Source organism: Microbacterium sp. CGR2 (genome assembly GCF_003626735.1).
Taxonomy (GTDB): Bacteria; Actinomycetota; Actinomycetes; order Actinomycetales; family Microbacteriaceae; genus Microbacterium.
This window is the reverse complement of the sequence record NZ_RBHX01000001.1, coordinates 2,480,673-2,506,136: the sequence shown is the minus strand read 5'-3', so window position 1 is coordinate 2,506,136 and position 25,464 is coordinate 2,480,673. Positions and strand designations below refer to the sequence as shown.

Here is a 25,464-nt window from a genome sequence, read left to right as displayed (position 1 = left end):
ATGCGCGCTGTCCACAGCGTCCGATGACTACTCGGTCGACACTGCGGATGTGGAGGACAAGTCCGGGGCGTCACCGGACTCGACAGCTTCGCCGGAGCCTGCTGTCTCGCCGGGGTCCGCCGCCTCGCCGACCTGGACGATGACGAGCGTCACGTTGTCGCGGCCGCCGTTCTCGAGTGCTGCGGCAAGCATGGCGTCGACGGCGGCGCGGGGCTCGGAATTCTCCCGCAGGAAGTGCTGGATCCCATAGTCGGTGAGCTCTTTGGTGAGCCCGTCGGAGCAGATGACGAATCGGTCGCCCACGCGCACATCGATGGTGATGTAGTCGGGCGCCGTGAGCTCGCTCGCCCCCACCGCGCGGGTGATCACGTTGCTGTAGGGGTGGCCCTCGGCCTCTTCCGGGCTCAGCTTGCCCGCGGTGATCAGTTCCTGAACGACGGAGTGGTCTGTCGTCACCTGCACGAGCTGGTCATCTCGCAGCAGGTAGACGCGGGAGTCACCGATGTTCAGGGTGACCCACTGCGGCGTATCACCGTGGTCGTCGAGGTAGACGCCGGTCAGGGTCGTCCCGGTGCCCTCATCGGTCGTCTCCGGATGGCCGGCGATATCGCCGACGGCCAGCTCGAGCGCATTCTCGATCGCCGGCCTGCTGATGTCTCCGGCAGCGACGAGCGCCTTGAGCCGTGCGACCGTGCTGCGGCTGGCGATCTCTCCACCCGCGTGGCCACCCATCCCGTCCGCCACGATGAACAGCGGGTAGTCGGCCAGGTAGGCGTCTTGATTCGTCTCGCGACGGCGCCCCTGATCGGTGACGCCCGCCCACGAGAGCAGCAGCGGGCGCTGCTCAACCGTGACGCTGTGCGTCGTCGTCGTCTCAGCCACGTACTGCCTCCGATGGACCTGCGGCGGATCGGGCGGTCGCAGGATACTCAAACATCGTAGTAGAACTCACCCACCCGGATCACACTCCGCACCCGGAAGTGTGGACGCCGCCGCACAGCACAGGGCCCCCGACCGAAGTCGAGGGCCCTGTGTCGGACGATCAGGCCGGCGGCCTGGTGGGGTCAGACGGGTCAGACGGGGGCGCGGGCGGGGCCGTCGGGGGCACCGGGGGTGCCGCCGGAGGTGCCTGCGGAGGCACGGGAGGCACCGGGGGCGGTACCGGTGCTCCGGTCGCGGGTGCCGGAGGCGGCGTCGGCGATCCAGAGCCGGGCTGCGCGGGAGGCGCGTAGCCGGGCTGTGCCGGCGGGGCGTATCCCTGCGGCGCGGACGGCGCGTAACCCTGCGGGGCGTTGTATCCCTGCGGGGCACCGTACCCCTGCTGGGGTGCGGCCGCAGACGGCTGGACCGGGACGCCGTCCCAGACCGTGCGGTCGGCGAGGAAGCCGTTACCGGCCCACGACGCGGGCTGGATGTTGGGGTTCCACCGCGACTTGTCGAACGCGTTGATTCCGAGCCAGACGATGCTGAGGAAGACGTAGAGGATGACCCAGACGGCATCCTTCTGCAACTTGAGCCCGATCCGCCATGCGGCGATGGCGGAGAGCACTCCCAGGGCGAGCGAGAAGATCACGCCGACGCCGATCCACGTGAGCAGCGCAGCGCCTCCGATGCCGTACAGCACGAGCCAGGGGCTCAGGTCTCCGAGCTTGAAGAAGATCATCATGTTGTACACGGGGATCCAGGCTCGCCAGCCCCCTTGCACACCGGCCTTCTGGAAGATCTTCATGTAGAAGAGCGACGCCAGAACGTAGCCAGCGATCGCGATCAGGAAGATCACGAAAGAATATGCGAGGAGCAGGCCGACGTAGCCCGCTCCGTAATCGTCGTAGTCCATGAGACTCGCATTCTTTGGTCTCGGGGAGCGGCTTTCGCCCCCACCACGAAGCGACCGCCTCGCACTGCACATGGTATCGGCGCACCCATACCCCAGCAATGAACCACGCGGGACCAATATTCCGCATGTCGCGCGATGTCACTCTGCGACGACAAGCTCCACGACGGCGGGATCGTTCGAATCGCGCAGCAGCACGTCGCGGCCGGCGGCCCAGGCGCGGAGCGAACGAAGCGACGTGAGGCGTGGACGGTCCTCCGCCAGCGCCCGGAGGAGAAGACCCTTGGACTTCTTGTTGAAGTGATTCAGGGCTCGGCCATGCTCGGTGACCACACGGACATACGCCGAGGGGACGGATGCCGGCACGGGCCCGAGCGCGACGTACGCCTCGCTGCGAAGGTCGAGGACGAAGCTCGGTGCGGATGCCGCGATCGCTGCGGTTGTGGCGTCGGCCCAGTGCCGTCGAAGCGCGGGAACGCCGGGGAGGGAGGTGCCGGCCGCCAGCCGGTACGCGGGGATCCCGTCCAGTGCGCCGACGGGTCCGAAGGGTGCGCTGTGGATCCAGACGTGCGCACCCAGCCATCGCCGTGACGCGGTCGAGAGCGTCGCCGCGTCGAGCGCGTCGTACAGAACGCCCGTGTACCGGTCGACAGCCGGCATGGTGGGCGCCGTGTGCAGATTCCGGTTGTGCTGAATGTCGCCGCTCTGGCGTGCGCTCAGCTTCAGCACCCGTTGCGCGGCGTCCTCGTCCGAGGCGAGCTCCACAAGGGCGTCGACGACGGCAGACCTGCGCTCGTGCAGTTCCGGCAGCGACAGCTTCGTCGCATCGAGCGGTGCACCGTCGCCGCCGGGACGCTTGGTCTCGGACGGCGGGAGAAGAAACTTCATAGGACCTCGTGAACGCAGACGTCCGCCCCGGTCCTTCGAGCGACTCGCGAGGAGCTGCAAGAAGGTCCGGGGCGGACGCGGAAAAGGACTGCTAGGCGACGAGCGCCGCGTTGCCGGCCACGATCGTCAGAGTGTCGCCCTCCATCGAGAGGAACCCGTCCTGCGCGTTGGCGAGCACTTTGGAACCGTCCGTCTGAGTGATGCGAACCTGGCCCTCGGCGAGGATGGCCAGCACCGGCTCATGGCCGGTCATGAAGCCGATCTCGCCCTCGACGGTCTTGGCGACCACGAGGCTCGCCTCTCCCGTCCAGACCTCCGCGTCGGCAGAGACGAGGCTGACATGCAGTGCCATGGTCAGCCGTTCTCCTTCTGAATCTTGGCCCACTGCTCTTCGACGTCGGAGATACCGCCGACGTTGAAGAACGCCTGCTCGGCGACGTGGTCGAAGTCACCGCGCGTGATCGCATCGAACGACTCGATGGTCTCCTTGAGCGGAACGGTCGAACCCTCGACGCCGGTGAACTTCTTCGCCATGTAGGTGTTCTGCGAGAGGAACTGCTGGATGCGACGTGCACGCGACACGACGATCTTGTCTTCCTCAGAGAGCTCGTCGACACCGAGGATGGCGATGATCTCCTGCAGCTCCTTGTTCTTCTGAAGGATCTGCTTGACCGTCGTCGCCACCCGGTAGTGGTCCTCGCCCAAGTAGCGCGGGTCCATGATCCGCGACGTGGACGTCAGCGGGTCGATGGCCGGGTACAGACCCTTCGACGCGATCTCACGAGACAGCTCGGTCGTGGCGTCGAGGTGGGCGAAGGTGGTCGCCGGGGCCGGGTCGGTGTAGTCGTCAGCGGGCACGTAGATCGCCTGCAGCGAGGTGATGGAGTGACCACGGGTCGAGGTGATGCGCTCCTGGAGGAGACCCATCTCATCGGCCAGGTTGGGCTGGTAGCCCACCGCGGACGGCATGCGGCCCAGAAGCGTGGACACCTCGGAACCGGCCTGCGTGAAGCGGAAGATGTTGTCGATGAAGAGCAGCACGTCCTGCTTCTGCACGTCGCGGAAGTACTCCGCCATCGTCAGTGCGGACAGCGCGACGCGCAGACGCGTTCCCGGCGGCTCGTCCATCTGGCCGAACACGAGGGCGGTCTTGTCGAAGACACCGGCCTCTTCCATCTCGTGGATGAGGTCGTTGCCCTCACGGGTGCGCTCACCGACGCCGGCGAACACCGACACGCCACCGTGGTCCTGCGCGACGCGCTGGATCATCTCCTGGATCAGAACGGTCTTGCCGACACCGGCGCCACCGAACAGTCCGATCTTCCCACCCAGCACGTACGGCGTGAGGAGGTCGATCGACTTGATGCCGGTCTCGAACATCGACGTCTTCGACTCGAGCTGGTCGAAGTTCGGTGCCTTGCGGTGGATGGGCCAGCGCTCCGTGACCTCGATGGTCTCACCGGGCTCGAGGTTGAGCACCTCGCCGATGACGTTGAAGACCTTGCCCTTGGTCACGTCACCGACAGGGACCGAGATGGCCTCTCCAGTGTCGCGGACTTCCTGGCCGCGGACGATGCCGTCGGTCGGCTTGAGGGCGATGGCACGAACGAGGTCGTCGCCGAGGTGCTGAGCGACCTCGAGCGTGATCTCGACGGAGGACTCGCCGATCACGATCGTGGTCTTGAGTGCGTTGTAGATGTCGGGAATCGAGTCGTGCGGGAACTCGATGTCGACAACCGGACCGTTGACGCGCGCGACGCGCCCGACGACCGCGGTCGCCGGCTGGTCAGCCGAGGCGGTGAGGGTCATTTTCGTCTCTTTCCTGATGGTCTATTTGCTCGATGAGAGCGCGTCGGCGCCGCCGACGATCTCTGCGATCTGCTGCGTGATCTCCGCCTGGCGCGCATTGTTGCGCAGACGGGTGTAGTCGGTGATGAGCTTGTCGGCGTTGTCGCTGGCGGACTTCATCGCCTTCTGCGTCGCGGCCTGCTTGGCAGCAGACGACTGCAGGAGAGCGTTGAAGACGCGGCTCTGGATGTACACCGGCAGGATCGCGTCCAGCACGGTCTCGGCATCCGGTTCGAACTCGTACAGCGGGTAGACGGTGTTGCCCGCCTCCGACTCGTCGGCTTCCGAGATCTCCAGCGGGAGCAGACGCACGGATTCCGGCGACTGCGTCATCATGCTGACGAAACGGTTGTACACGAGGTGGATCTCGTCGACGCCGCCCTCGTTGCCTCCGCGGGAGAAGTCCTCGAGAAGCTTCTGCGAGATCTCCTCCGCCGTGTGGAACGACGGGGTGTCGGTGTCGCCGGTCCACTCCGCAGCCGCCGCGATGCGACGGAACTGGAAGTAGCCGACGGCCTTACGACCCACGAGGTAGAACACCGGTTCCCTGCCCTGGCCGCGAAGCAGCTCCGCAACCTCGAGACCCTCACGGAGGATCTGAGAGTTGAAGGCTCCGGCCAGACCGCGGTCCGACGAGAAGATCACGACAGCAGAGCGGCTGATCGTCTCGGGCTCGCGGAGAAGCGGGTGGTCGACGTTCGAGTGCGTCGCGACGGCGGACACGGCCCTCGTCACGGCACGCGCGAAGGGGCTGGACGCTTTGACACGTGCCATCGCCTTCTGGATACGCGAAGCCGCGATGAGTTCCATCGCCTTCGTGATCTTCTTGGTCGTCTGAGCAGAAGAGATCTTCTGCTTGTAGACCCTGAGTTGAGCGCCCATGAGTTCAGTACCTCACGCGGTTACGCGCGACGACCCTTGACGATCTTCTCCTGGTTGACGTCGTCCGCCTCGGCCGCCGCGTGCTCCTCATGCCCGGGAGCCCCGATGGACTGTCCCTTGCCACCCTGGAACTCCAGGACGAAGGCATCGGTGTGCTTCTCGAGTTCTGCGACCGTGTCGTCGTCGAGGACGTTGGTCTCACGCAGGGTCTCGAGGACCTTGGTGTTGCGACGAAGGTAATCCAGGAGCTCGCGCTCGAAGCGCAGCACGTCGGAGACCTCGATCGTGTCGAGTTTGCCCTTGGTTCCGGCCCAGATCGAGACGACCTGCTCTTCGACGGGGTACGGCGAGTACTGCGGCTGCTTGAGCAGCTCGGTCAGACGCGCACCACGCGAGAGCTGACGACGAGACGTCGCATCGAGGTCGGAGGCGAACATCGCGAACGCCTCGAGCGACCGGTACTGCGCGAGCTCGAGCTTCAACGTGCCGGAGACCTTCTTGATCGACTTGACCTGAGCGTCACCGCCGACTCGCGACACCGAGATACCCACGTCGACCGCCGGACGCTGGTTGGCGTTGAAGAGGTCGGACTGGAGGAAGATCTGGCCGTCGGTGATGGAGATCACGTTCGTCGGGATGTACGCCGAGACGTCGTTCGCCTTGGTCTCGATGATCGGGAGACCCGTCATGGAGCCGGCGCCGAGCTCGTCGGACAGCTTCGCGCAACGCTCGAGCAGACGGGAGTGCAGGTAGAACACGTCACCCGGGTAAGCCTCACGGCCCGGCGGACGACGCAGGAGGAGCGAGACGGCGCGGTAGGCCTCAGCCTGCTTCGACAGGTCGTCGAAGATGATGAGGACGTGCTTGCCGCCGTACATCCAGTGCTGGCCGATCGCGGAACCCGTGTAGGGAGCGAGGTACTTGAAGCCGGCGGGGTCGGATGCCGGAGCGGCCACGATCGTGGTGTACTCCAGAGCGCCGGCCTCTTCGAGCGCGCCCTTCACCGAAGCGATGGTCGAGCCCTTCTGACCGATGGCGACGTAGATGCAGCGGACCTGCTTGTTGACGTCGCCCGACTCCCAGTTGGCCTTCTGGTTGATGATCGTGTCGATCGCGATGGCCGTCTTACCGGTCTGGCGGTCGCCGATGATCAGCTGACGCTGTCCGCGCCCGACCGGGATCATGGCGTCGATCGCCTTGATGCCGGTCTGCATCGGCTCGTGGACCGACTTGCGCTGCATGACGCCGGGCGCCTGCAGCTCGAGCTCGCGGACCGCCTCGGTCGCGATCGAGCCAAGGCCGTCGATCGGGTTGCCGAGCGGGTCGACGACACGGCCGAGGTACCCGTCACCGACGGGCACGGAGAGAACCTCACCCGTACGGGTGACTTCCTGACCGGCTTCGACGCCGGTGAAGTCACCGAGCACGACAACACCGATCTGGTGCTCGTCGAGGTTCAGCGCGAGACCCTTGGTGCCGTCGCCGAAGGTCACGAGCTCGTTCGCCATGACGCCGGGCAGGCCCTCGACGTGCGCGATACCATCCGCGGCGTCGATGACGGTGCCGACCTCGGTCGCCGCGGCCCCAGTGGGCTCGTAGGCGGCGGCGAAGTCCTTCAGCGCGTCACGGATGACGTCTGGGCTGATCGATAGTTCTGCCATTGTCTTCCCTTTGTATCTGGGTGCGCGGTTCCCCGCGCGAAGTCGTGTTAGCCCGCGAGCTTCTGGCGAAGATCTGCGAGTCGAGCGGAGATGCTGCCGTCGATGACGTCGTCGGCGATCTGCACGCGCAGGCCTCCGACGACGGCAGGGTCGATGACGACGTTGAGCGAGACCCTGCCGTCGTAACGACGCGAGAGCGCGTCGCTGAGACGGGTACGCTGCGCCTCGTTGAGCGGCGTTGCGGTGTGGACCGTCGCCACGACTCGACCGTGCTGGGCCGAGACGATGCGCATGGCGCGGTTGAGCAACTGACGAATGCGGCGGCCACGCGGCTGCCGCACGAGCGACGAGACGATCAGTTTCGCCGGAGCGCTGGTGGCGCCATCGGCGAGCAGTCGCTCGACAAGCGTCACCTTCGCGTCTTCTCCCCCGAGGCGGGTGCCCAGGGCGAGCTCCAGCTCGGCGTTGGCGGCGATAACCCGAGAGAATCCGAAGATCTCGCCCTCGATGTCAGCGTCGGGTTCCGCGATGGACGCCGCGCGGATTGCGAGTTCCTCGATGCCGTCCACCAGTTGATCGGCGTTCGACCACCGCTCGGCCACGGCCGTCTTCAGAACGCTCTTCGCGTCTTCTGAGAACGCGCCGAAGACCGCTGCGACGACGTTCCTGCGTGCCTCGACCGGAGCCGAAGGGTCAGCGAGCGCGCCGCTCAGCTGGGACGACTCGCTGACGGCGCGCGCGGCAGCGAAGAGCTCCCGTGCGGTGTCGAGCGTGACGCCGTTCGCTGCGGCAAGCGTCTCGATGGATGCCGCGAGTGCCTGAGTGGTCGCGCTGCCCATTACTTCGCCGCCTCGAGATCCGCGAGGAAGCGATCCACGACAGCCGTCGCACGGGCATGGTCGGAGAGAGTCTCTCCGACCACACCGCCGGCGAGGTCGAGGGCGAGCGAGCCCACCTCGCTGCGAAGGGAGACGAAAGCGGTCTGACGCTCAGCCTCGATCTGCGTGTGCGCGGTCGCGGTGATGCGTGCTGCCTCGCTGGTGGCGGCGTCCTTGGCCTCGGCGACGATCTTCTTGCCGTCCTCGCGGGCGGCCTCACGGATCTCACCGGCCTCGGTGCGTGCTTCGGCCAGCTGTCGGGTGTACTCCTCGAGCGCTGCTTCGGCCTGCTTCTGCGCCTCGTCAGCCTTCGCGATGTTGCCCTCGATGGCAGCCGAACGCTCGTCGAGCATCTTCGTCAGCTTGGGAAGGGCGACCTTCCACACGACGACGAGAATGATGACGAACCACAGCGCCGACCAGATGATGTCGTACCACGCGGGGATCAGCGGGTTGTTGACCGCTTCGCCCTCAGCTGCGAGGTTCGTGACAAGAGCGTTCAGCATCCTGTCTCCTTCAGAAGTCGGTAGGGATTACGGGAAGGGGATGAATCCGACGGCGATGCCGACGAATGCAAGCGCCTCGGTGAAGGCGATACCGATCCACATGAGGACCTGAAGGCGACCGGCCAGCTCGGGCTGACGTGCGACACCCTCGATGGTCTTGCCGACGACGATGCCCACACCGATGGCCGGACCGATCGCAGCGAGGCCGTAGCCCACTGCTGCGAGGTGACCGTTGATTTCAGCGAGAACCGTAGTTGCGTCCACGGGTTTTTCCTTTCGTTGGGTGGGAAGGCTGATGCCTGCCCGCTCAGTGTCTGGTTGGCTCAGTGCTCTTCAGCGACCGCGAGCTGGATGTAGACCGCGGTGAGAACGGTGAAGACGTACGCCTGCAGGACCGCCACCAGGATCTCGAAGATCGTGAAGGCGCCGCCGAAGGCGAGGGTTCCGACGCCGAGGGCGGCCCAGCCGCCGCCTGCGGTGAAGAAGAAGAACTGGGTCGCTGCGAAGCAGAGGACCAGGATCATGTGACCGACGACCATGTTCATCAGCAGTCGCAGGGTGAGAGTCACCGGGCGGATGATGAAGGTCGAGAGGAGCTCGATCGGGGTGACGATGATGTAGACCGGCCACGGCACACCCGACGGGAAGAGAGCGTTCTTGAAGAAGTTCTTCGGGCTCTTCTTGATTCCGGCGTAGATGAAGGTCACGTAGCTGACCAGAGCCAGCACCAGTGGCACCGCGATGATGCTCGTTCCGGCGATGTTCAGGAACGGGATGATGCCGGTGATGTTCATGAACAGCGTCATGAAGAAGATGGCGGTCAGGATCGGGAGGAACCGGTCGCCGTCCTTGCGTCCGAGAAGATCGTGCGCGATGTTCGTCCGAACCAGCCCGAGTCCCATCTCGACGAGGCTCTGGAAACGCCCGGGGACGATCGTCATGCGACGGGTTCCGAGCCAGAGGATCAGGACCACGGCGATCACCGAGAGCAGCTGCACCAGGTGGATGCGGTGCACGGGGATGCCCGCCACTTCGAAGAGGATCTCCGGGAAGAACTCGTCGATCGAAGGGCCATGGAACTCGCCGTCAGAGGCGAGTCGAGGGATCAGGGTCGCAGCAAGATTGAACAGCGCGGGCTCCAGCTTCGGGGCACCGGTCAAAACCGGGGCGACGATGGTCGGTGTGCTTCACAGCGCAAGCGCTCGCGGGCGAGCGGCGGGCACGTCTCAACACTATCAGAATCTGAGGGTCCCCTAAGACCGAGGGCCGCTGTCGGCGGGGTCGTCAGAGCGGTGGTTGGCGCTGCCGGGAGCGCGATCCTCCGGCACCTCCGTGGGGAGCGTCGTGTCGCTCACGTTGGGCAGCCGCATCCTGCTCAGGACGACCACGTCGACGACCAGCGACATGATCACGCCGGCGACGATCGAGAGGAAGAACACCATGGGGTGCAGCCAGGGCTGACCGCTGAGCAGGATCATCACCACGATGAAGACGCCGAGCTTGAGCAGCCACCCTCCCAGCACGATCGCGAAGAAGAACTGCACGTAGAGCGGATCGCCGTACCACCGGTTGGCGACGAGGATGCTGATGCCGGTGATGGCCAGGAACAGCACCGACAGGAGGACGCCGAGGAGGCCGCTGACGAGCCCCTCCCCTTGCCCGACGAGGAAACCGACCGTCCCGGCCACGACCGCGAGTGCCGCCGCCGCCACCGCCGACCAGATCAGGGTCCGTCGCAGGATCGGGGTGCTGGAAACGGGGCTCGGGCTCATCAGGACTCCACGGGTGTCGGGTCGGGTGCAACGCCCGCCGCGCGCTTCTTGCGGCGAGTAGGACTCAGGGTGATGACGAGGCAGGCCGCGATGCCCACGACGCCGAACGCCACGCCGGGGAGGTACTGGCCTGGCCAGTCTTCTCGGGCGCCGACGTACATCAGCAGAACGGCGAGCGAGATGACCGCCGTCCACGCATAGAAGATGAGCACCGCATCACGGTCGCGGTGACCGAGGTCGAGCATCCGGTGGTGCAGGTGCTTGCGATCGGGAGCGAACGGCGACTTCCCTGCGGTCATGCGGCGAAGCACGGCGAGACCGAAGTCCAGCAGCGGCAGCAGGACGACCAGCAGCGGCAGCAGGATGGGGATGAACGCACCCAGCAGCTGCGACCGTCCGATCTGCTCGGGATCGAGGGCGGACGGGTCCATCTGCCCCGTGAGGGCGATCGCGGAGGTCGACATCAGCAACCCGATCACCAGCGCACCGGAGTCGCCCATGAAGAGCTTGGCCGGACTCCAGTTCAGCGGCAGGAACCCCAGGCACGCTCCGATCAGGACGGCGGCGAGGAAAGTCGAGAGGTTGAAGTAGCTCGAGGCACCGGAGTCGCGGGTGAAGATGTAGGAGTAGGCGAAGAAGACGCCGTTCGAGATGAGGCACACCCCGGCTACGAGGCCGTCGAGGCCGTCGATGAAGTTCACCGCGTTCATGACGATCACGATCGCGAACATCGTCATCGTGATGCTCACCCAGCTCGAGAACACGATCAGGTCCCCGAAAGGCAGCGAGAGGATCTGCAGTCCCCCGCCCACCGTGATGATCCCGGCGGCGAGGAACTGGGCGCCGAGCTTGATCATCCAGTCGATGTCCCAGAGGTCGTCGACGACGCCGATCACGGCGATGAGGAAGGATGCCCCGAGGATCGACCACATCGTGGACGGCGGGATCCAGATGCTCTGGAAGAACGGATTCGTGGCGGAGACGCCGAAGGCGACGGCGATGCCGAGGAAGATCGCGACGCCGCCGAGCCGCGGGGTCGGCGTGGTGTGCACGTCGCGCTCACGGATGCCGGGATACAGCTTGAAGCGGAGGCTGAGACGCCACACCGCCCAGGTCAACGCGAAGGTGACGACGGCGGTGAGGACGATCGTGAAGAGATACTGCTTCACGAATCCCCGTCCTGTGGATCATCCGGATGGCCGTCATGATGATCTTCCGGCTCGAGCAACTCTCCGAGGACTTCCTCGAGCTGCGCGCGGGTGACCACGCCGTGGCGGAGGATGCGGACGACACCCGGCTCGGCATCCGGACCTCGCCGAACGAGCGAAGTGGCGTCGACGATCGTCGAGGCGATTCCGTCCTTGCTCATCCCGCCGTCGAGGTAGACGGCCACGCTGTCGCCGAGCATGCGCTCCGCATCGAAGGCGGAGATGGCTGCGGCGTGCCCGGTGAGATTCGCGCTGGAGACGGCCAGCGGACCCGTCTCGACGAGGAGCTCCAGTGCGATCCGTCCCTCCGGCATCCGGACCGCCACCGTGCCGAGCGTGTCACCCAGGTCCCACGCGAGAGAAGGCTGTGCGGGCAGCACGATGGTGAGACCGCCGGGCCAGAACTCGTCGACGAGACGCTGGACGGGCTCGGGGACGGTCTCGGCCAGTGCCGCCAACGTCTCTTTCGTGCCGACGAGCACGGGCGGAGGCTGATCGCGCCCCCGTCCTTTGGCATCGAGGAGTCGCTGCACCGCAGTCGGGGAGAATGCGTCGGCAGCGAGACCGTAGACGGTGTCTGTGGGCATGACGATGAGCTCACCGCGGCCGATCGCTTGGCGCGCATTGCGCATTCCGGCGAGCAGCTGCGCCTCATCGCTGCAGTCGAAGATCGTAGACATGACCTGACGATTCTATCCGGGCCGGGTTCCGCCGATGCTCGGAGTGCCCTGATCAGGGCCGAATGGCGGTCGTCGCCCGGTCGCGCGAGGTGAGGTCGCGGTGGGTCGCCGTCGCGCGCCACCCGTCTGCGGTGAGCAGGCCGCGGATCGACTCGCCCTGCGATTCCCCGTGTTCGATGACCAGCAGGCCGCCGGAGCGTAGCAACCGCAGCGCTCTTGAGCTGAGGACGCGGACGATGTCGAGACCGTCCGGTCCGCCGTAGAGGGCCATCGCGGGGTCGAACAGCCGCACCTCCGGGTCACGCGGGACTGCCGCATCCGGCACGTAGGGGGGATTCGAGATGACCACGGTCACGGTGCCGTCCAACTCGGGGAACGCCTCGCTCAGGTCGGACAGCACGAGGGTCAGATTCTCGGCGCCCGCGGTGTTCCGAGCAGCCCAGGCGTGGGCCTCCGGTGAGAGCTCGGCCGCGTGGATGCGGGCGTGCGGCACCTCGGTCGCCATCGACAAAGCGATCGCCCCGCTCCCGGTGCCCAGGTCGACTCCGATCGGTGCGGGCTCCGGCGCGTTCTGCAGGGCATCGATCGCGAACTGCACGACGGTCTCGGTCTCGGGACGAGGAACGAAGACCCCCGGGCCGACGGCCAACACCAGATGACGAAACGGGGCGGTCCCCGTGATGTGTTGAAGCGGCTCACGCCCCGCCCTCCGAGCGGTCAGCTCGACGAATCGGGCGGCGTCTTCATCGTTCAGACCATCACCACGCACGAGCGCAGCCTGCACCTCGCCGCGGCCGAGCCCGAGGACATGACCGGCGAGCAGTTCGGCGTCGACCAGCGCATCCGGCACCCCGGCGTCGACGAGGCGCTGAGTCGCCGTGCGCACGAGCGCGGCGAGGGAGTTCTCGGGCATGCGTCCAGCGTAGAGTGCAACCAGCTGTCACATTGCCCGTCGAGGAGAACACCTCACTTAGGCTGGTGCGGCAGCGACCCGTAAAGGAAGGCTCCTCATGACCGGAATCCACTCCGACATCACGACCGCGTTCGGCAACACTCCGCTCGTCCGCCTGAATCGGGTGACAGAAGGTTTGGGCGCAACCGTTCTCGCCAAGCTCGAGTACTACAACCCGGCGTCCAGCGTGAAGGATCGCATCGGGATCGCGATGATCAACGCGGCCGAGGCCTCGGGAGAACTGAAGCCCGGCGGGACCATCGTCGAATCGACCAGCGGAAACACCGGGATCGCGCTCGCGATGGTCGGCGCCGCCCGCGGATACAACGTGATCCTGACGATGCCGGCCTCGATGTCGAAGGAACGGCGCGTGCTGCTCAAGGCTTTCGGCGCGCAGATCGTGCTGACCGATCCGACCAAGGGCATGAGCGGCGCGATCGAGGAGACGAAGCGCATCGTCGCCGAGACTCCCGGCGCCATCTGGATCCGCCAGTTCGAGAACGCCGCGAACCCGCAGATCCACCGCGAGACGACCGCGCAGGAGATCCTCCGCGACACGGACGGCAACGTGGACATCTTCATCGCGGGCGTCGGCACCGGCGGAACCGTCACCGGCACCGGCCAGGCGCTCAAGGCCGCCAAGCCCGACGTCCAGGTCATCGCCGTCGAGCCGAAGGACTCCCCCGTTCTCACCGAGGGCCACCCCGGCCCCCACAAGATCCAGGGCATCGGTCCGAACTTCGTACCCGCCGTCCTCGACCGCGACGTGCTCGACGAGGTCATCACCGCCGAGTTCGATGAGTCCATCCGCGTCGCGCGCGAGCTGATGGCCAAGGAGGGCCTCCTCGTCGGCATGTCCTGCGGGGCCGCCGTGTCGGCGGCTCTGAAGGTCGCGGCCCGCCCGGAGAACGCCGGCAAGACGATCGTCGTCATCCTCCCCGACACCGGAGAGCGGTACTTGTCCACCGCACTCTTCGAGGACCTCCGGGAGGACTGATCGCGTCGATGGACATGATCGGTCGAATGCGCGAGGACATCGCGGCAGCACGTCTTCGCGACCCCGCGGCGCGGAGTTCCATAGAGGTCGCGCTGCTGTACCCGGGGCTTCACGCGATCTGGGCGCACCGGGTCTCGCACGCTCTGTGGCGGCGACGTCTCCGGCTGCTCGCCCGCGCCGCTTCTCAACTCTCACGATGGCTGACCGGCGTGGAGATCCACCCCGGTGCGAAGATCGGTCGACGCTTCTTCATCGACCACGGCACGGGGGTCGTCATCGGCGAGACGGCTGAGGTGGGAGACGACGTGATGCTCTACCACGGCGTCACCCTCGGAGGCCGGACACGGGATTCCGGCAAACGGCATCCGACATTGGGCGACGGGGTCGCCGTGGGCGCAGGAGCGAAGATCCTGGGACCGGTGACCATCGGAGCGGGATCGGTCGTCGGGGCCAACGCCGTGGTGACCCGGGACGCTCCGGCCCAGAGCATCCTCGTCGGCGTTCCGGCCAAACAACGCCAGCGCACGGTCGGCGAAGCCACGCCGGCGCTGCTCACCGCGCCCGACTACTCCATCTGACGGGAGCCGGCTCAGCTGCCGACTGCGGCGAGACGGGCTTCCTCGTCGGCGGCGATCGCGCTGTCGATGATGGGGCCGAGAGCGCCGTCCATCACCTGATCGAGGTTGTACGCCTTGAAGCCCGTCCGGTGATCGGCGATGCGGTTCTCGGGGAAGTTGTACGTGCGGATGCGCTCGGAGCGGTCCATTCCACGGATCTGCGACTTGCGCGCATCGGATGCCGCGGCATCCAGCTCCTCCTGCTGCTTGGCGAGCAACCTCGCACGGAGCACGCGCATCGCGGCCTCGCGGTTCTGCAGCTGCGACTTCTCGTTCTGCATCGACACGACGATGCCTGACGGCACGTGCGTGATGCGCACAGCCGAGTCGGTGGTGTTCACGGACTGGCCGCCGGGTCCGGATGAACGGAAGACGTCGATCTTGAGATCGTTCTGGTCGATCTGGATCTCTTCGGGCTCGTCGACCTCGGGGAACACCAGCACGCCGGTGGTCGATGTGTGGATACGTCCCTGAGACTCCGTCGCGGGCACACGCTGCACGCGGTGCACGCCACCCTCGTACTTCAGATGCGCCCAGACGCCCTGCGCGGGATCAGCGGATGATCCCTTGATCGCGACCTGCACATCCTTGTATCCGCCGAGATCGGATTCATTGCGCTCGAGAAGCTCTGTCTTCCACCCGCGGGACGCGGCGTACTGCACATACATGCGCAGCAGGTCGGCGGCGAACAGCGCCGATTCCGCGCCGCCCTCCCCCGCCTTGATCTCCATGATCACGTCGCGCGCGTCGTCCGGATCCCGCGGGATCAGCAGTCGCCGCAAACGCTCCTGAGCGGCCTGCAGGCCCTCTTCGAGACTCGGGACCTCGGCGGCGAAAGCCTCGTCGTCGCGCGCGAGTTCCCGGGCTGCCTCCAGGTCGTCGGATGCCGCCGCCCACGCGTCGTACGCGGCGACGATCCTGGACAGCTCGGCGTAGCGACGATTCACGCGCTTCGCCCTGCCTGCGTCGGCGTGCACCGCCGGGTCGGAGAGCTCCTCCTGAACCCGGCGATGCTCGTCGATCAGAGTCTGGACGGACTCGAACACGTCAGTCGCTCAGCGGATGTTGTTGTCGTGCCCGTGGCCGCCGGCGGGAATCCCGGGGATCGCCTTCTGCATCTGCACGAGGAATTCGACGTTGGAGTGCGTCTCCTTGAGCTTGCCGAGGACGACCTCGAGGGCCTGCTGCTGGTCGAGACCGGCGAGTGCGCGGCGCAGCTTCCAGGTGATCTTGACCTCGTCGGCGGAGAGCAGCATCTCTTCGCGACGCGTGCTGGACGCGTTCACGTCGACCGCCGGGAAGATGCGCTTGTCGGCGAGCGAGCGCGACAGGCGCAACTCGCTGTTGCCGGTGCCCTTGAACTCCTCGAAGATCACCTCGTCCATCTTGGAACCGGTCTCCACGAGCGCCGTCGCGAGGATCGTGAGCGATCCGCCGTTCTCGATGTTGCGCGCCGCGCCGAAGAAACGCTTCGGCGGGTAGAGCGCGGAGGCGTCGACACCCCCGGTCAGGACGCGACCGGATGCCGGCGCTGCGAGGTTGTACGCACGGCCGAGGCGGGTGATCGAGTCGAGCAGGACGACGACATCGCGGCCCAGCTCCACGAGCCGCTTTGCGCGTTCGATGGCGAGCTCGGCGACCGTGGTGTGATCTTCGGCCGGGCGATCGAAGGTCGAGGCGATGACCTCACCCTTGACCGAACGCTCCATGTCGGTGACCTCTTCGGGGCGCTCGTCGACGAGCACGACCATGAGGTGCACCTCGGGGTTGTTCTGCGCGATCGCGTCGGCGATCTGCTGCAGCACGATGGTCTTGCCCGCCTTCGGCGGCGCGACGATGAGACCGCGCTGGCCCTTGCCGATGGGAGCGATCAGATCGATGATCCGCTGGGTCAGCTTCTCGGGCGCCGTCTCCAGCTGCAACCGCTCCTGCGGGTACAGCGGGGTGAGCTTGCCGAACTCCACGCGCGTGGCGGCATCGTCGACGGAAAGACCGTTGATCGAATCCACCTTGACGAGCGCGTTGTACTTCTGGCGACCCTGCTGCTCGCCCTCACGTGGCTGCTTGATCGAACCGACGACCGCGTCGCCCTTGCGGAGGTTGTACTTCTTGACCTGACCGAGCGAGACGTAGACGTCACTGGGGCCGGCGAGGTAGCCGGTGGTGCGGACGAACGCGTAGTTGTCGAGCACATCGAGGATGCCCGCAATCGGGATCAGGACGTCGTCCTCACCGATCTCGGTGTCGAACTCATCGACGGGCGCGGCACCGCGACGCTTGTTGCGCTGGCGGTTGCGGTTGTTTCCGTTCGACTGGTCGTCGTCGTCACCGGACGGCTGCTGCTGCTGCTCCTGAGCGGCACCGTTCTGTCCGCGACCGCGGTTGCGGCTGCGGTTGCGGTTGCGTCCGCGGCCGCCCTGCTCGTCGCTTGCCTCGGACGAGTCGGACGAATCGTTGTTCTGTGTGCCCTCGTTACCGGCGGAGCCCTTCTGCGAAGAAGAGCTCTTCGACGAGTCCTTCTGCGACGAGTCCTGCTGCGCGGAGTCGTTGTTCGCGGAGTCGTTGCTCGCGGAATCGTTGTTCGCGGACTCCCTGTTCGAGGAAGCCCTGTTCGAGGAGCCCTTGTTCGAGGACCCCTTCTGGGCGGCATCCTGCCGCGGGGAGTCCGCGGAACCGGCGTCGGTCGTCGCTTCGTCGGTCGACTGCTTCTGCGCTCCGCGTCGGCCACGACCGGTCGACTTCGGAGCGGTCTCGGCGGGAGCTTCAGCGCCGGCGGCGGGGGCCGCTTCGGACGGAGCGTCGGCCGCAGGAGCGTCCGCGTCAGCCTTCTTCGCACGGCTGCGACGCGGGGCCTTCGCCTTCGGAGCGGTCTCGGTCTTCTCGGCGCCATCGCCGGAGGATGCCGCTTCGGGGGCGGACGACGCCTGCGCGGCATCCGCCTTCTCGGTCGTGCTCTTCTCGGCTGCCTTCTCGGCCTTCGCCGCTGCCGTCGCAGTGCTGGCGCGACGCGGTGCGCGCTTGCGCGCCGGCGCGGCTTCGGTGTTCGAATCAGCGGCCGCAGGTGCGTCGACGACCGGAGTCGTCTGATCGGTCTGGGTCTCGGAGAGGTTCTCCACGAGTACTCCCTTATATGTCATGGGGAATGAGCGTTCCACGCGCACAACGGGTGCTGCGCACGATCGCACGGGCTGACGCGTGGCGTCAGCCAGCCTTGGCACTTGTGCCTCAGGGGTTTGCGTGCGGGTCTTGCAAGAGGTGCAATGGGGCCAGATTCACGAAACTACGTGGAGCCCTCCGCTCGATCCCCCACTGTACCACCACGGACGTCGACGGCGAGCAGGAGCGCTTCCCACGGGGTGTCGGTGACGCCGGCGGCCAACTCCACGGCATCCTGTCGACTGCCCGGACCGTCGGCAAGCACGAGGACGCTGGGCCCGGCACCCGAGACCACCGCAGCGAAGCCCGCGGCACGCAACGCGTGCACCAACCGCTTCGTCTCAGGCATCGCCTCGGCGCGATAGTCCTGGTGCAGGCGATCGGCCGTGGCATCCAACAACAGCTCAGGGCTCTGCATCAGCGCGGCGATCAGCAGCGCCGAACGCGAGACGTTGAACACGGCATCGGCGGTGGACACCTGCGGCGGCTGCAGGGAGCGGGCCTGCGACGTCGACATCGTGTACGCAGGAACCAGCACGAGGGGCGAGACCCCGCGGTGCACGAGGAGCTTCTTGTGCTGCGGCCCGCGGTCCCCCATCCAGGCGATGGTCAGACCGCCGAACAGGGCCGGCGCCACGTTGTCGGGGTGCCCCTCGACCTCGGTGGCGAGTCGGAGCAGGTCGGCGTCACCGATCTCGACGTCTCCGGCGAGCAGGCCTTTTGCCGCGAGGACTCCCGCGGCGACCGCAGCCCCGGAGGATCCGAGGCCACGGCCGTGCGGCACGCCGTTCTCGGCGACGATCCGGAGACCGGGGGCCGGCCGTCCGGCGTCGGCGAAGACGTATCGGATCGTGCGGACGATCAGATTGGAGTCGTCGCGCGGGATGTCTTCTGCGCCGGAACCGGTGACCTCGATCTCCAGCTGCCCGGCCGGCAACTCGGTCACCTGCAGTGTGTCATACACGCTGAGAGCCAATCCCAGCGTGTCGAAGCCCGGACCGAGGTTGGCGCTCGTGGCGGGCACCCGCACCTCGAAGGTGCGGCTTGCATCCGCATCCGAGGCGGACGGCATGGTCACTCGCCTTCCACGCGCAACACGGAAACGACACGCTCGACGACGGGGCTGTCGGCAAGAGCGGCGACGGTTGCACTGAGAGCATGCTCGGTCGCCCGGTGGGTGCCGATGATCAGGCGAGCGGTGGGCTCATCCTCACCTTCGACCGTCTGCACGACCGTCGCGACCGAGACTCCCCCGTCGCTGAGCGCCCCGGCGACCGTGGCGAGCACACCCGGAGCATCGGCGACCTCCAGGGTGATCTGATAGCGCGTGATCACGTGCCCGATCGGCACGACCGGCAGGTTCGCCCTGGTGGACTCGCCCACGCCCACGCCGCCGGCGATGTGGCGGCGGGCGGCGGAGACGACATCGCCGAGCACGGCGGATGCCGTCTGCACGCCGCCCGCACCGGCGCCGTAGAACATGAGCGACCCGGCAGCCTCCGCTTCCACGAAGACGGCGTTGTTGGCGCCGTGCACGGCGGCCAGCGGGTGCGCGGCAGGCACGAGGGCCGGATACACGCGGACGGAGATCGACTCGACCCCGTCCGCCTCGATCCGCTCGCACACGGCGAGAAGCTTGATCACGAAGCCCGCAGCGCGAGCCTCCTCGATCATCGCCGCCGTGATGGACGTGATTCCCTCGCGGTGCACGGCGTCCAGCGGCACCGCCGTGTGGAAGGCGAGACTCGCGAGGATCGCGGCTTTCTGCGCGGCGTCGTACCCCTCGACATCGGCCGTCGGATCGGACTCGGCGTAGCCCAGACGCTGAGCGTCAGCGAGGACGTCGGCGAAGTCCGCCCCTTCGGTGTCCATGCGGTCGAGGATGTAGTTGGTCGTTCCGTTCACGATGCCCATGATGCGCACGACACGGTCTCCGGCCAGAGAATCCCGCAGCGGGCGGATGATCGGGATGGCACCGGCCGCAGCGGCCTCGTAGTAGACGGAGGCGCCGACGCGGTCCGCTGCTTCGAAGAGCTCGGGTCCGTGTGTCGCGAGCAGGGCCTTGTTGGCGGTGACGACGTCAGCACCGGAGCCGATCGCCTGCAGGATGCTCGTGCGCGCCGGTTCGATGCCCCCGATCAGTTCGATCACGATGTCAGAGCCCAGGATGAGCGACTCCGCGTCGGTGGTGAACAGCTCTTTCGGAAGGTCCACGTCGCGCGGAGCGTCCAGGTCGCGGACGGCGATGCCGGCGAGCTCCAGTTCCGCGCCTGCTCGGTCGGCGAGCTCATCGCCGTGTCGCAGCAGGAGACCGGCGACCTGTGAGCCGACCGCCCCTGCGCCCAGCAGCGCCACGCGCAGTCGTCGGTAGTCAGTCATCGTTGCTCCTTCGGGGGTGGGTCATTTGGCTCCTTCGGGGGCTTCCGCCCCGTCGATGCCCGCGTCGCGAGAGAGAAGGTCGTCGATGGTCTCACCGCGGACGATCACTCTCGACCGACCGTCGCGCACCGCGACGATCGGGGGACGCGGGACATGGTTGTAGTTGCTCGAGAGCGGCGCGCAGTACGCGCCGGTCGCCGGCACGGCGAGCAGGTCGCCGGGCGCGAGGTCCGACGGCAGATACTCGTGGTCGACGACGATGTCGCCCGATTCGCAGTGCTTGCCGACCACGCGGCTGAGCTGCGGCTCGCCGTCGCCTGCCCGCGAGGCCAGCCGGGCGGAGTACTGCGCGCCGTACAGAGCGGGGCGCGCGTTGTCACTCATACCGCCGTCGACGCTGATGTAGCGCCGGACGACGCCCTGCCCGACCGTGACATCCTTGGTCGTGCCGACCTCGTACAGTGTGATTCCCGCCGGACCCACGATGGCGCGTCCCGGTTCGAACGAGAGCGCCGGCACCGCGATGCCGCGAGCGGCGCATCCTTCGGCCACCGCGGCGACGATCTCGCCCGCGAGCACGTCGATGGGGGTCGGGTCATCCACTCGCGTGTAGGCGATGCCGAAGCCGCCACCGAGGTTCAACTGAGGCACCGGCCCCGTCTCGAGGAGAACCGCGTGCAGATCCAGTACGCGCGAAGCCGATTCGCGGAAACCCGCGACGCCGAAGATCTGCGATCCGATATGGCAGTGAAGGCCGGCGAACTCGAGTCCGGAGAGCTCTCGGATCCGTCGGACGGCCGCTTCTGCCTCTCCGAGCGGGATGCCGAACTTCTGATCTTCGTGCGCCGTCGCGAGGAAGGCGTGGGTCTCGGCATGGACCCCGCTGATGACGCGGACGAGGACCCTCTGTACTGCGCCGGTTCGGGCAGTGATGGCCGCCAGTCGCTCGATCTCGATCGGGCTGTCGACGATGATCGTTCCCACACCGACCTGAACCGCACGCTCCAGCTCTGCTGTGGATTTGTTGTTGCCGTGGAATCCGAGCGCTTCGGGTGCGACCCCTGCCGCCAGAGCCACTTCCAGCTCTCCCAGGGTGCACACGTCGACGCGAAGTCCCTCGTCGACGACCCACCGCGCGACGGTCGTGCTGAGGAAAGCCTTCCCCGCGTAATAGACCTGGGCGGTGGTGCCGTGCTCGGAGGTCGCCCGATCGAAGGCGGTGCGGAACGCTCTGGCGCGGCCGCGCACCTCGTCCTCGTCGAGCACGAGCAGCGGCGTGCCGTAGGCGCGCACGAGTCCGGCGGCACTCACCCCGGCGATGCCGAGCCCGCCGTCGGCATCCCGGATCGCTGACGCGGGCCAGACGCCCCTCGCGAGGTCGTTCGCGTCATCGGGTACGGCGAGCCATTCGGGGGCTGGCGAATCGGCAGGGGAAAGCACTGAGCACCAATCGTGAAGCGGATCTCGGGCTGAACGCGCGCATCGAGGATGACCCGATTCTAGGGCAACGGCTGCGGAAGCCCTGTCACGGTGACGTCCGGCGTCAAGGCCCTGCGCAGGTCGGATGCGACTCCTAGGGTGGACGTGTGAGCAACTCTGATTCGCCCGCCGAGACGTCGAAGAACGCGGGCCTGTTCGCGCGTGTGAGCGGCGCCATCATCGCCTGGGCTCTCGCCCGCCGGTCCGTGCGTGCCGCGCTGCTGTACACCGAGCGTCGCGGACCGATGCTGGCGGACAGCGTCACGTACCGGGCGCTGTTCAGCGTGTTCGCCGGAGTGCTGCTGGGCTTCTCCGTCGCTGCGCTCTGGCTCGCAGACAACCCGGCTGCGTGGCGGGCGATCATCGACGCGGTGCAGTCGGTGGTCCCCGGGCTCATCGGCGAAGACGGTGTGATCAAGACGTCCGACCTGCGTCAGCCGGCGTCGCTGTCGATCGCGGGCATCGTCTCTCTCATCGCACTCGTCGGCGCCGCACTCGGCGCGATCGGTTCGCTGCGCATCGCCGTGCGCGTGATCGCCGGAACCGTGCAGGACGACATCCTGTTCGTCTGGGTCATCCTCCGCAACCTCTGCCTCGCCATCGGAATCGGGCTCTCTTTCGCTCTCGCGGCGGCGTTCACGTTCGTCGGCCAACTCGGTGTCACGTGGGTCAGCGGACTCGTCGGGCTGTCCGCCGAATCAGATCTCGTGATCTGGGGCGTGCGAGTGATCTCCCTGCTGATCGTCTTCGTCCTCGACACGCTCCTGATCGGCGGCATGTTCCTGCTGCTCTCCGGGGTGCGCCCGGCGGCTCGCTCGCTCTGGAGCGGGGCGTTGCTCGGCGCATTCGGACTGGTGGTGCTACAGCAGTTGTCGACCCTTTTCGTCGGCGGCGCGACCAGCAATCCGCTTCTCGCCTCGTTCGCGTCGCTGCTCGCGTTGCTCATCTGGCTCAACTTCTCGGCTCAGGTGATGCTGCTGGCGTGCGCCTACATCGTCACTGCCGATGAGGAGCGGGGCGATCGGGTGCATCAGCGTTTCGGCGCTGCGACTTTCGTGCAGCGGCGACTGCAGCGTGCCGAGGTCGATGTCAAGATCGCGACGGCAGAGTTGCGTGCCGCTCAGCGAGCGGCCTCGGGTGAAGACAAGAACTGACCGGCCGCGGTCAGCGCGGGCAGACGCCCTTCTCCAACAGAGTCTGATCGGTCGCGATGGCGCCGTCGACGTCGATGTCGATCACGGCTTCGCTGCCGACGATCTCGAGCCCGGTGAGTGTGAGTCCGGCCGGCAGCTGATCCGCGATGCACACGCGCTGCGGTTCGGTGAGGCCTTCACCGATGGCGCCGAGCGTGGAGCCCACCTGATCCAGGTCGAGATCCAGCCCGCCCACGGTGACTCCCACGGGGGTGAGCTCCAGATCGCCTTCCACGGCACCCGGCGTCAGAGTGACCGAGATCGGAACGGCGGCGCCGAACACGGTGAACGACCCTCCCAGTGTGGCGTTCGGTGCCTCGAACGCCACGGAGTCGACGGGGAGTTCGGTGCCGGCGAGCAATGTCGTGAACTCGTCCTGGTCGATGCGGATCGTTCCGGTCGCGCCGCCGAGGTCGCCCCCGCGCAGCGGTACGCCGGTCGCCGTGACGTCGGCGGCGCCGGTGATGCCCTCGAGCGTGACGGCGTCCGTCGACAAGTCGAGTGTGTCCAGCCGCCCCGCGATGAGCTGCGGAAACAGAATCCCCTCCGCGTCGACGTCGAGCTCCTGATCGGCAGGAAGATCGAGTTGCTCGATGACCACGGATCGCACGATTCCCGGGAGCATCGCGCGTGCGACGAGTTCTGCGGCGACGACGAGCAGCGCCAGAACCACCACGACGACGAGCAGCACCCACGGCCAGCGCGGTCGCTTCCGCGACTTCTCGACATCCGCCGCGTCACCGGCCGCGGAGCCGGGGATGACGAGCGTCGGATGCTCGCGCGGGGCATCCGGGTACGGCAGTGTGTGGTTGTCGTCGCTCATGGTGCCATGATGCCCTACCGACCCGAAAGTCTTCCCCGGCTCACATGCGCTCGGGCGCGGAGACTCCCAGCAGGTCGAGGCCGTTGCGGAACACCTGTCCTGCGGCGTCGTTCAGCCAGAGGCGAGTGCGGTGCACGCTCTCGATCGGGTCGTCGCCCTGCGGGATGACCCGGCAGTTGTCGTACCAGCGGTGGTAGAGCCCGGCGAGCTCTTCGAGATAGCGGGCCACACGGTGGGGCTCACGCACCTCCGCGGCGAACGCGACGATGCGCGGGAACTCCTGCAGCGCGCCGAGCAGGGCGGCTTCGGATTCGTGCGTCAGGGTCTCGGGCGCGAACTCCGAACGGTCGACTCCGGAGTCTGCGGCATTGCGAGCGACGTTGTGCGTGCGGGCGTGGGCGTATTGCACATAGAAGACGGGGTTGTCGTTGGTGCGCTTCTGCAGCAGTTCCGGGTCGAGGGCGAGGGGCGAGTCGGCGGGCGAGCGCTCGAGCGAGTAACGGAGCGCGTCGGTGCCCAGCCACTCGCGCAGGTCGTCCATCTCGATGATGTTGCCCGCGCGTTTGCTGAGGCGGGCTCCGCCGACGGAGACCAGCTGACCGATCAGCACCTCGACATCCTTCTCGGGATCGTCACCCGCCGCACCCGCGAGGGCCTTGAGACGGTGAACGTACCCGTGGTGATCCGCACCCAGCAGGTAGATCTTGTGCGCGAAGCCGCGGTCACCCTTGTTCAGGTAGTAGGCGGCGTCGGCCGCGAAGTACGTGTACTCGCCGTTGGAGCGGCGGATGACACGGTCTTTGTCGTCGCCGAAATCGGTCGTGCGGACCCACACGGCATCGTCCTGGTCGAACACGTGCCCCTGCTCGCGCAGGCGGTCCACGGCCTGGTCGACAAGGGTGACTCCCTCCGCGTTCTTCGCGTGCAGCGTGCGCTCAGAGAACCAGACGTCGAAGTGCACGTTGAACTTGGACAGCGACTCCTGCTGCTCGGCCAACTGGTACTCGTAGGCGAGCTCGCGGGCCACGACCACCTGCTCCTCGGCGGGCAGATCGAGAAGGTCGGGGCGGGCCGCGATGACCCGAGCGGCGAGGTCGGCGATGTAGCTTCCGGCGTACCCGCCCTCGGGGGTGGGATCGCCCTTCGCTGCAGCGACCACGGAGTGCGCGAACCGCTCCATCTGAGCACCGGCGTCGTTGACGTAGAACTCACGGGCGACCGTCGCCCCCGACGCCGCGAGCACCCGGCCGATGGCGTCACCGAGCGCCGCCCAGCGGGTGTGGCCGATGTGGAGCGGGCCGGTCGGGTTCGCGCTGACGAACTCGATGTTGATGCTGCGGCCGGCCTGGCTGTCGTTCGTGCCGTAGGCGGACCCGGCGTCCACGATGGTCTTCGCGAGCGCACCCGCGGCCGCGGCGTCGAGACGGATGTTGATGAACCCGGGTCCGGCGACCTCGGCGGTGGCGACGCCGTCGACGTGGGCGAGCCCGGCGGCGATCTCCTGCGCGAGTTCGCGCGGGTTCGTACCGAAGGTCTTCGCCAGACGCATGGCGATGTTGGAGGCCCAATCGCCGTGGTCGCGGTTACGAGGGCGCTCGAACACGATGTCGGACGCCGCCAGCTCGAACGGCTCGCCGGGACGACGTTCCTCGGCGATGGGAGCGAGGACGGCGAGGATGGCTTCGGCGAGCTTTTCAGGGTTCATAGCCTC

Annotated in this window: 25 protein-coding genes; 3 read left to right on the top strand and 22 right to left on the bottom strand. The window is 67.1% G+C overall.

Going from position 1 to position 25,464, the window contains the following annotated elements:
* Positions 1-27: 27 nt before the first annotated feature.
* The 15 genes from D7252_RS12510 to prmC all read right to left on the bottom strand — a co-directional run bounded on the left by D7252_RS12510 (position 28) and on the right by prmC (position 13,070).
* Positions 28-882 carry a PP2C family serine/threonine-protein phosphatase gene (locus tag D7252_RS12510; RefSeq protein ID WP_120775686.1) on the bottom strand — a complete coding sequence of 285 codons (855 nt, stop codon included), beginning with the start codon at positions 880-882 and terminating at the stop codon, positions 28-30.
* A gap of 160 nt (positions 883-1,042) precedes the next feature.
* Positions 1,043-1,837 (bottom strand): large exoprotein, encoded by a 795-nt coding sequence (locus tag D7252_RS12505; RefSeq protein WP_183055287.1) that lies wholly within the window; start codon positions 1,835-1,837, stop codon positions 1,043-1,045.
* Between the two features lie 138 nt (positions 1,838-1,975).
* Positions 1,976-2,722, bottom strand: a complete 747-nt coding sequence (locus tag D7252_RS12500; RefSeq protein ID WP_120775685.1) for a YaaA family protein — start codon at positions 2,720-2,722, stop codon at positions 1,976-1,978.
* Between the two features lie 91 nt (positions 2,723-2,813).
* Positions 2,814-3,074: a F0F1 ATP synthase subunit epsilon gene (locus tag D7252_RS12495; RefSeq protein WP_120775684.1), complete on the bottom strand. Its 261-nt coding sequence runs from the start codon at positions 3,072-3,074 to the stop codon at positions 2,814-2,816.
* A gap of 2 nt (positions 3,075-3,076) precedes the next feature.
* On the bottom strand, positions 3,077-4,531 hold the full coding sequence (gene atpD, locus D7252_RS12490; protein WP_120775683.1) for a F0F1 ATP synthase subunit beta: 1,455 nt from the start codon (positions 4,529-4,531) through the stop codon (positions 3,077-3,079).
* Between the two features lie 21 nt (positions 4,532-4,552).
* Positions 4,553-5,452, bottom strand: a complete 900-nt coding sequence (locus D7252_RS12485) for a F0F1 ATP synthase subunit gamma (RefSeq protein ID WP_120775682.1) — start codon at positions 5,450-5,452, stop codon at positions 4,553-4,555.
* A gap of 20 nt (positions 5,453-5,472) precedes the next feature.
* Positions 5,473-7,113, bottom strand: a complete 1,641-nt coding sequence (atpA, locus tag D7252_RS12480; RefSeq protein ID WP_120775681.1) for a F0F1 ATP synthase subunit alpha — start codon at positions 7,111-7,113, stop codon at positions 5,473-5,475.
* Positions 7,114-7,160: 47 nt separating this feature from the next.
* Complete coding sequence (locus D7252_RS12475; protein WP_120775680.1) at positions 7,161-7,952, bottom strand: F0F1 ATP synthase subunit delta; 792 nt, start codon at positions 7,950-7,952, stop codon at positions 7,161-7,163.
* Positions 7,952-8,497 (bottom strand): F0F1 ATP synthase subunit B, encoded by a 546-nt coding sequence (locus D7252_RS12470; RefSeq protein WP_120775679.1) that lies wholly within the window; start codon positions 8,495-8,497, stop codon positions 7,952-7,954. Before D7252_RS12470 ends, D7252_RS12475 begins: the two co-directional genes overlap by 1 nt.
* Before the next feature lie 27 nt (positions 8,498-8,524).
* Positions 8,525-8,761, bottom strand: coding sequence for an ATP synthase F0 subunit C (gene atpE / locus D7252_RS12465; RefSeq protein ID WP_025103147.1), 237 nt, complete (start codon positions 8,759-8,761; stop codon positions 8,525-8,527).
* Positions 8,762-8,820: 59 nt separating this feature from the next.
* Positions 8,821-9,657: a F0F1 ATP synthase subunit A gene (gene atpB, locus D7252_RS12460; protein WP_120775678.1), complete on the bottom strand. Its 837-nt coding sequence runs from the start codon at positions 9,655-9,657 to the stop codon at positions 8,821-8,823.
* 93 nt (positions 9,658-9,750) lie between these two features.
* On the bottom strand, positions 9,751-10,269 hold the full coding sequence (locus tag D7252_RS12455) for a hypothetical protein (RefSeq protein ID WP_120775677.1): 519 nt from the start codon (positions 10,267-10,269) through the stop codon (positions 9,751-9,753).
* Positions 10,269-11,438, bottom strand: a complete 1,170-nt coding sequence (locus tag D7252_RS12450) for an MraY family glycosyltransferase (RefSeq protein WP_120775676.1) — start codon at positions 11,436-11,438, stop codon at positions 10,269-10,271. The genes D7252_RS12455 and D7252_RS12450 overlap by 1 nt, the downstream gene beginning before the upstream one ends.
* On the bottom strand, positions 11,435-12,157 hold the full coding sequence (locus D7252_RS12445; RefSeq protein ID WP_120775675.1) for an L-threonylcarbamoyladenylate synthase: 723 nt from the start codon (positions 12,155-12,157) through the stop codon (positions 11,435-11,437). Before D7252_RS12445 ends, D7252_RS12450 begins: the two co-directional genes overlap by 4 nt.
* 52 nt (positions 12,158-12,209) lie before the next feature.
* Complete coding sequence (prmC, locus tag D7252_RS12440) at positions 12,210-13,070, bottom strand: peptide chain release factor N(5)-glutamine methyltransferase (protein WP_120775674.1); 861 nt, start codon at positions 13,068-13,070, stop codon at positions 12,210-12,212.
* Between the two features lie 97 nt (positions 13,071-13,167).
* On the opposite strand from prmC, the gene cysK reads away from it, so the two are divergent.
* Complete coding sequence (gene cysK, locus D7252_RS12435; protein ID WP_120775673.1) at positions 13,168-14,106, top strand: cysteine synthase A; 939 nt, start codon at positions 13,168-13,170, stop codon at positions 14,104-14,106.
* A gap of 8 nt (positions 14,107-14,114) precedes the next feature.
* Positions 14,115-14,684, top strand: a complete 570-nt coding sequence (gene epsC / locus D7252_RS12430) for a serine O-acetyltransferase EpsC (RefSeq protein ID WP_120775672.1) — start codon at positions 14,115-14,117, stop codon at positions 14,682-14,684.
* An 11-nt stretch (positions 14,685-14,695) separates the two neighbouring features.
* Here the strand turns inward: epsC and prfA are convergent, their stop codons facing one another.
* The 5 genes from prfA to lysA all read right to left on the bottom strand — a co-directional run bounded on the left by prfA (position 14,696) and on the right by lysA (position 21,698).
* A complete protein-coding gene (prfA, locus tag D7252_RS12425) occupies positions 14,696-15,769 on the bottom strand; it encodes a peptide chain release factor 1 (protein ID WP_120775671.1) in 1,074 nt (357 codons plus the stop codon).
* Positions 15,770-15,778: 9 nt separating this feature from the next.
* The gene (gene rho / locus D7252_RS12420; RefSeq protein ID WP_120775670.1) at positions 15,779-17,860 is read right to left on the bottom strand and encodes a transcription termination factor Rho; all 2,082 of its coding nucleotides are present in this window, start codon (positions 17,858-17,860) and stop codon (positions 15,779-15,781) included.
* Between the two features lie 143 nt (positions 17,861-18,003).
* The gene (thrB, locus tag D7252_RS12415; protein WP_120775669.1) at positions 18,004-18,951 is read right to left on the bottom strand and encodes a homoserine kinase; all 948 of its coding nucleotides are present in this window, start codon (positions 18,949-18,951) and stop codon (positions 18,004-18,006) included.
* A gap of 2 nt (positions 18,952-18,953) precedes the next feature.
* A complete protein-coding gene (locus D7252_RS12410; protein WP_120775668.1) occupies positions 18,954-20,258 on the bottom strand; it encodes a homoserine dehydrogenase in 1,305 nt (434 codons plus the stop codon).
* 21 nt (positions 20,259-20,279) lie between these two features.
* Positions 20,280-21,698, bottom strand: a complete 1,419-nt coding sequence (gene lysA, locus D7252_RS12405) for a diaminopimelate decarboxylase (RefSeq protein WP_120775667.1) — start codon at positions 21,696-21,698, stop codon at positions 20,280-20,282.
* 146 nt (positions 21,699-21,844) lie between these two features.
* On the opposite strand from lysA, the gene D7252_RS12400 reads away from it, so the two are divergent.
* Positions 21,845-22,891: a YihY/virulence factor BrkB family protein gene (locus D7252_RS12400; protein ID WP_183055286.1), complete on the top strand. Its 1,047-nt coding sequence runs from the start codon at positions 21,845-21,847 to the stop codon at positions 22,889-22,891.
* Positions 22,892-22,901: 10 nt separating this feature from the next.
* On the opposite strand, the gene D7252_RS12395 is transcribed toward D7252_RS12400, so the two are convergent.
* Together D7252_RS12395 and argS are read right to left on the bottom strand one after the other, a co-directional pair.
* Positions 22,902-23,753 carry a DUF2993 domain-containing protein gene (locus tag D7252_RS12395; protein WP_120775666.1) on the bottom strand — a complete coding sequence of 284 codons (852 nt, stop codon included), beginning with the start codon at positions 23,751-23,753 and terminating at the stop codon, positions 22,902-22,904.
* Positions 23,754-23,793: 40 nt separating this feature from the next.
* Complete coding sequence (gene argS / locus D7252_RS12390) at positions 23,794-25,458, bottom strand: arginine--tRNA ligase (RefSeq protein WP_120775665.1); 1,665 nt, start codon at positions 25,456-25,458, stop codon at positions 23,794-23,796.
* Positions 25,459-25,464: the final 6 nt, after the last annotated feature.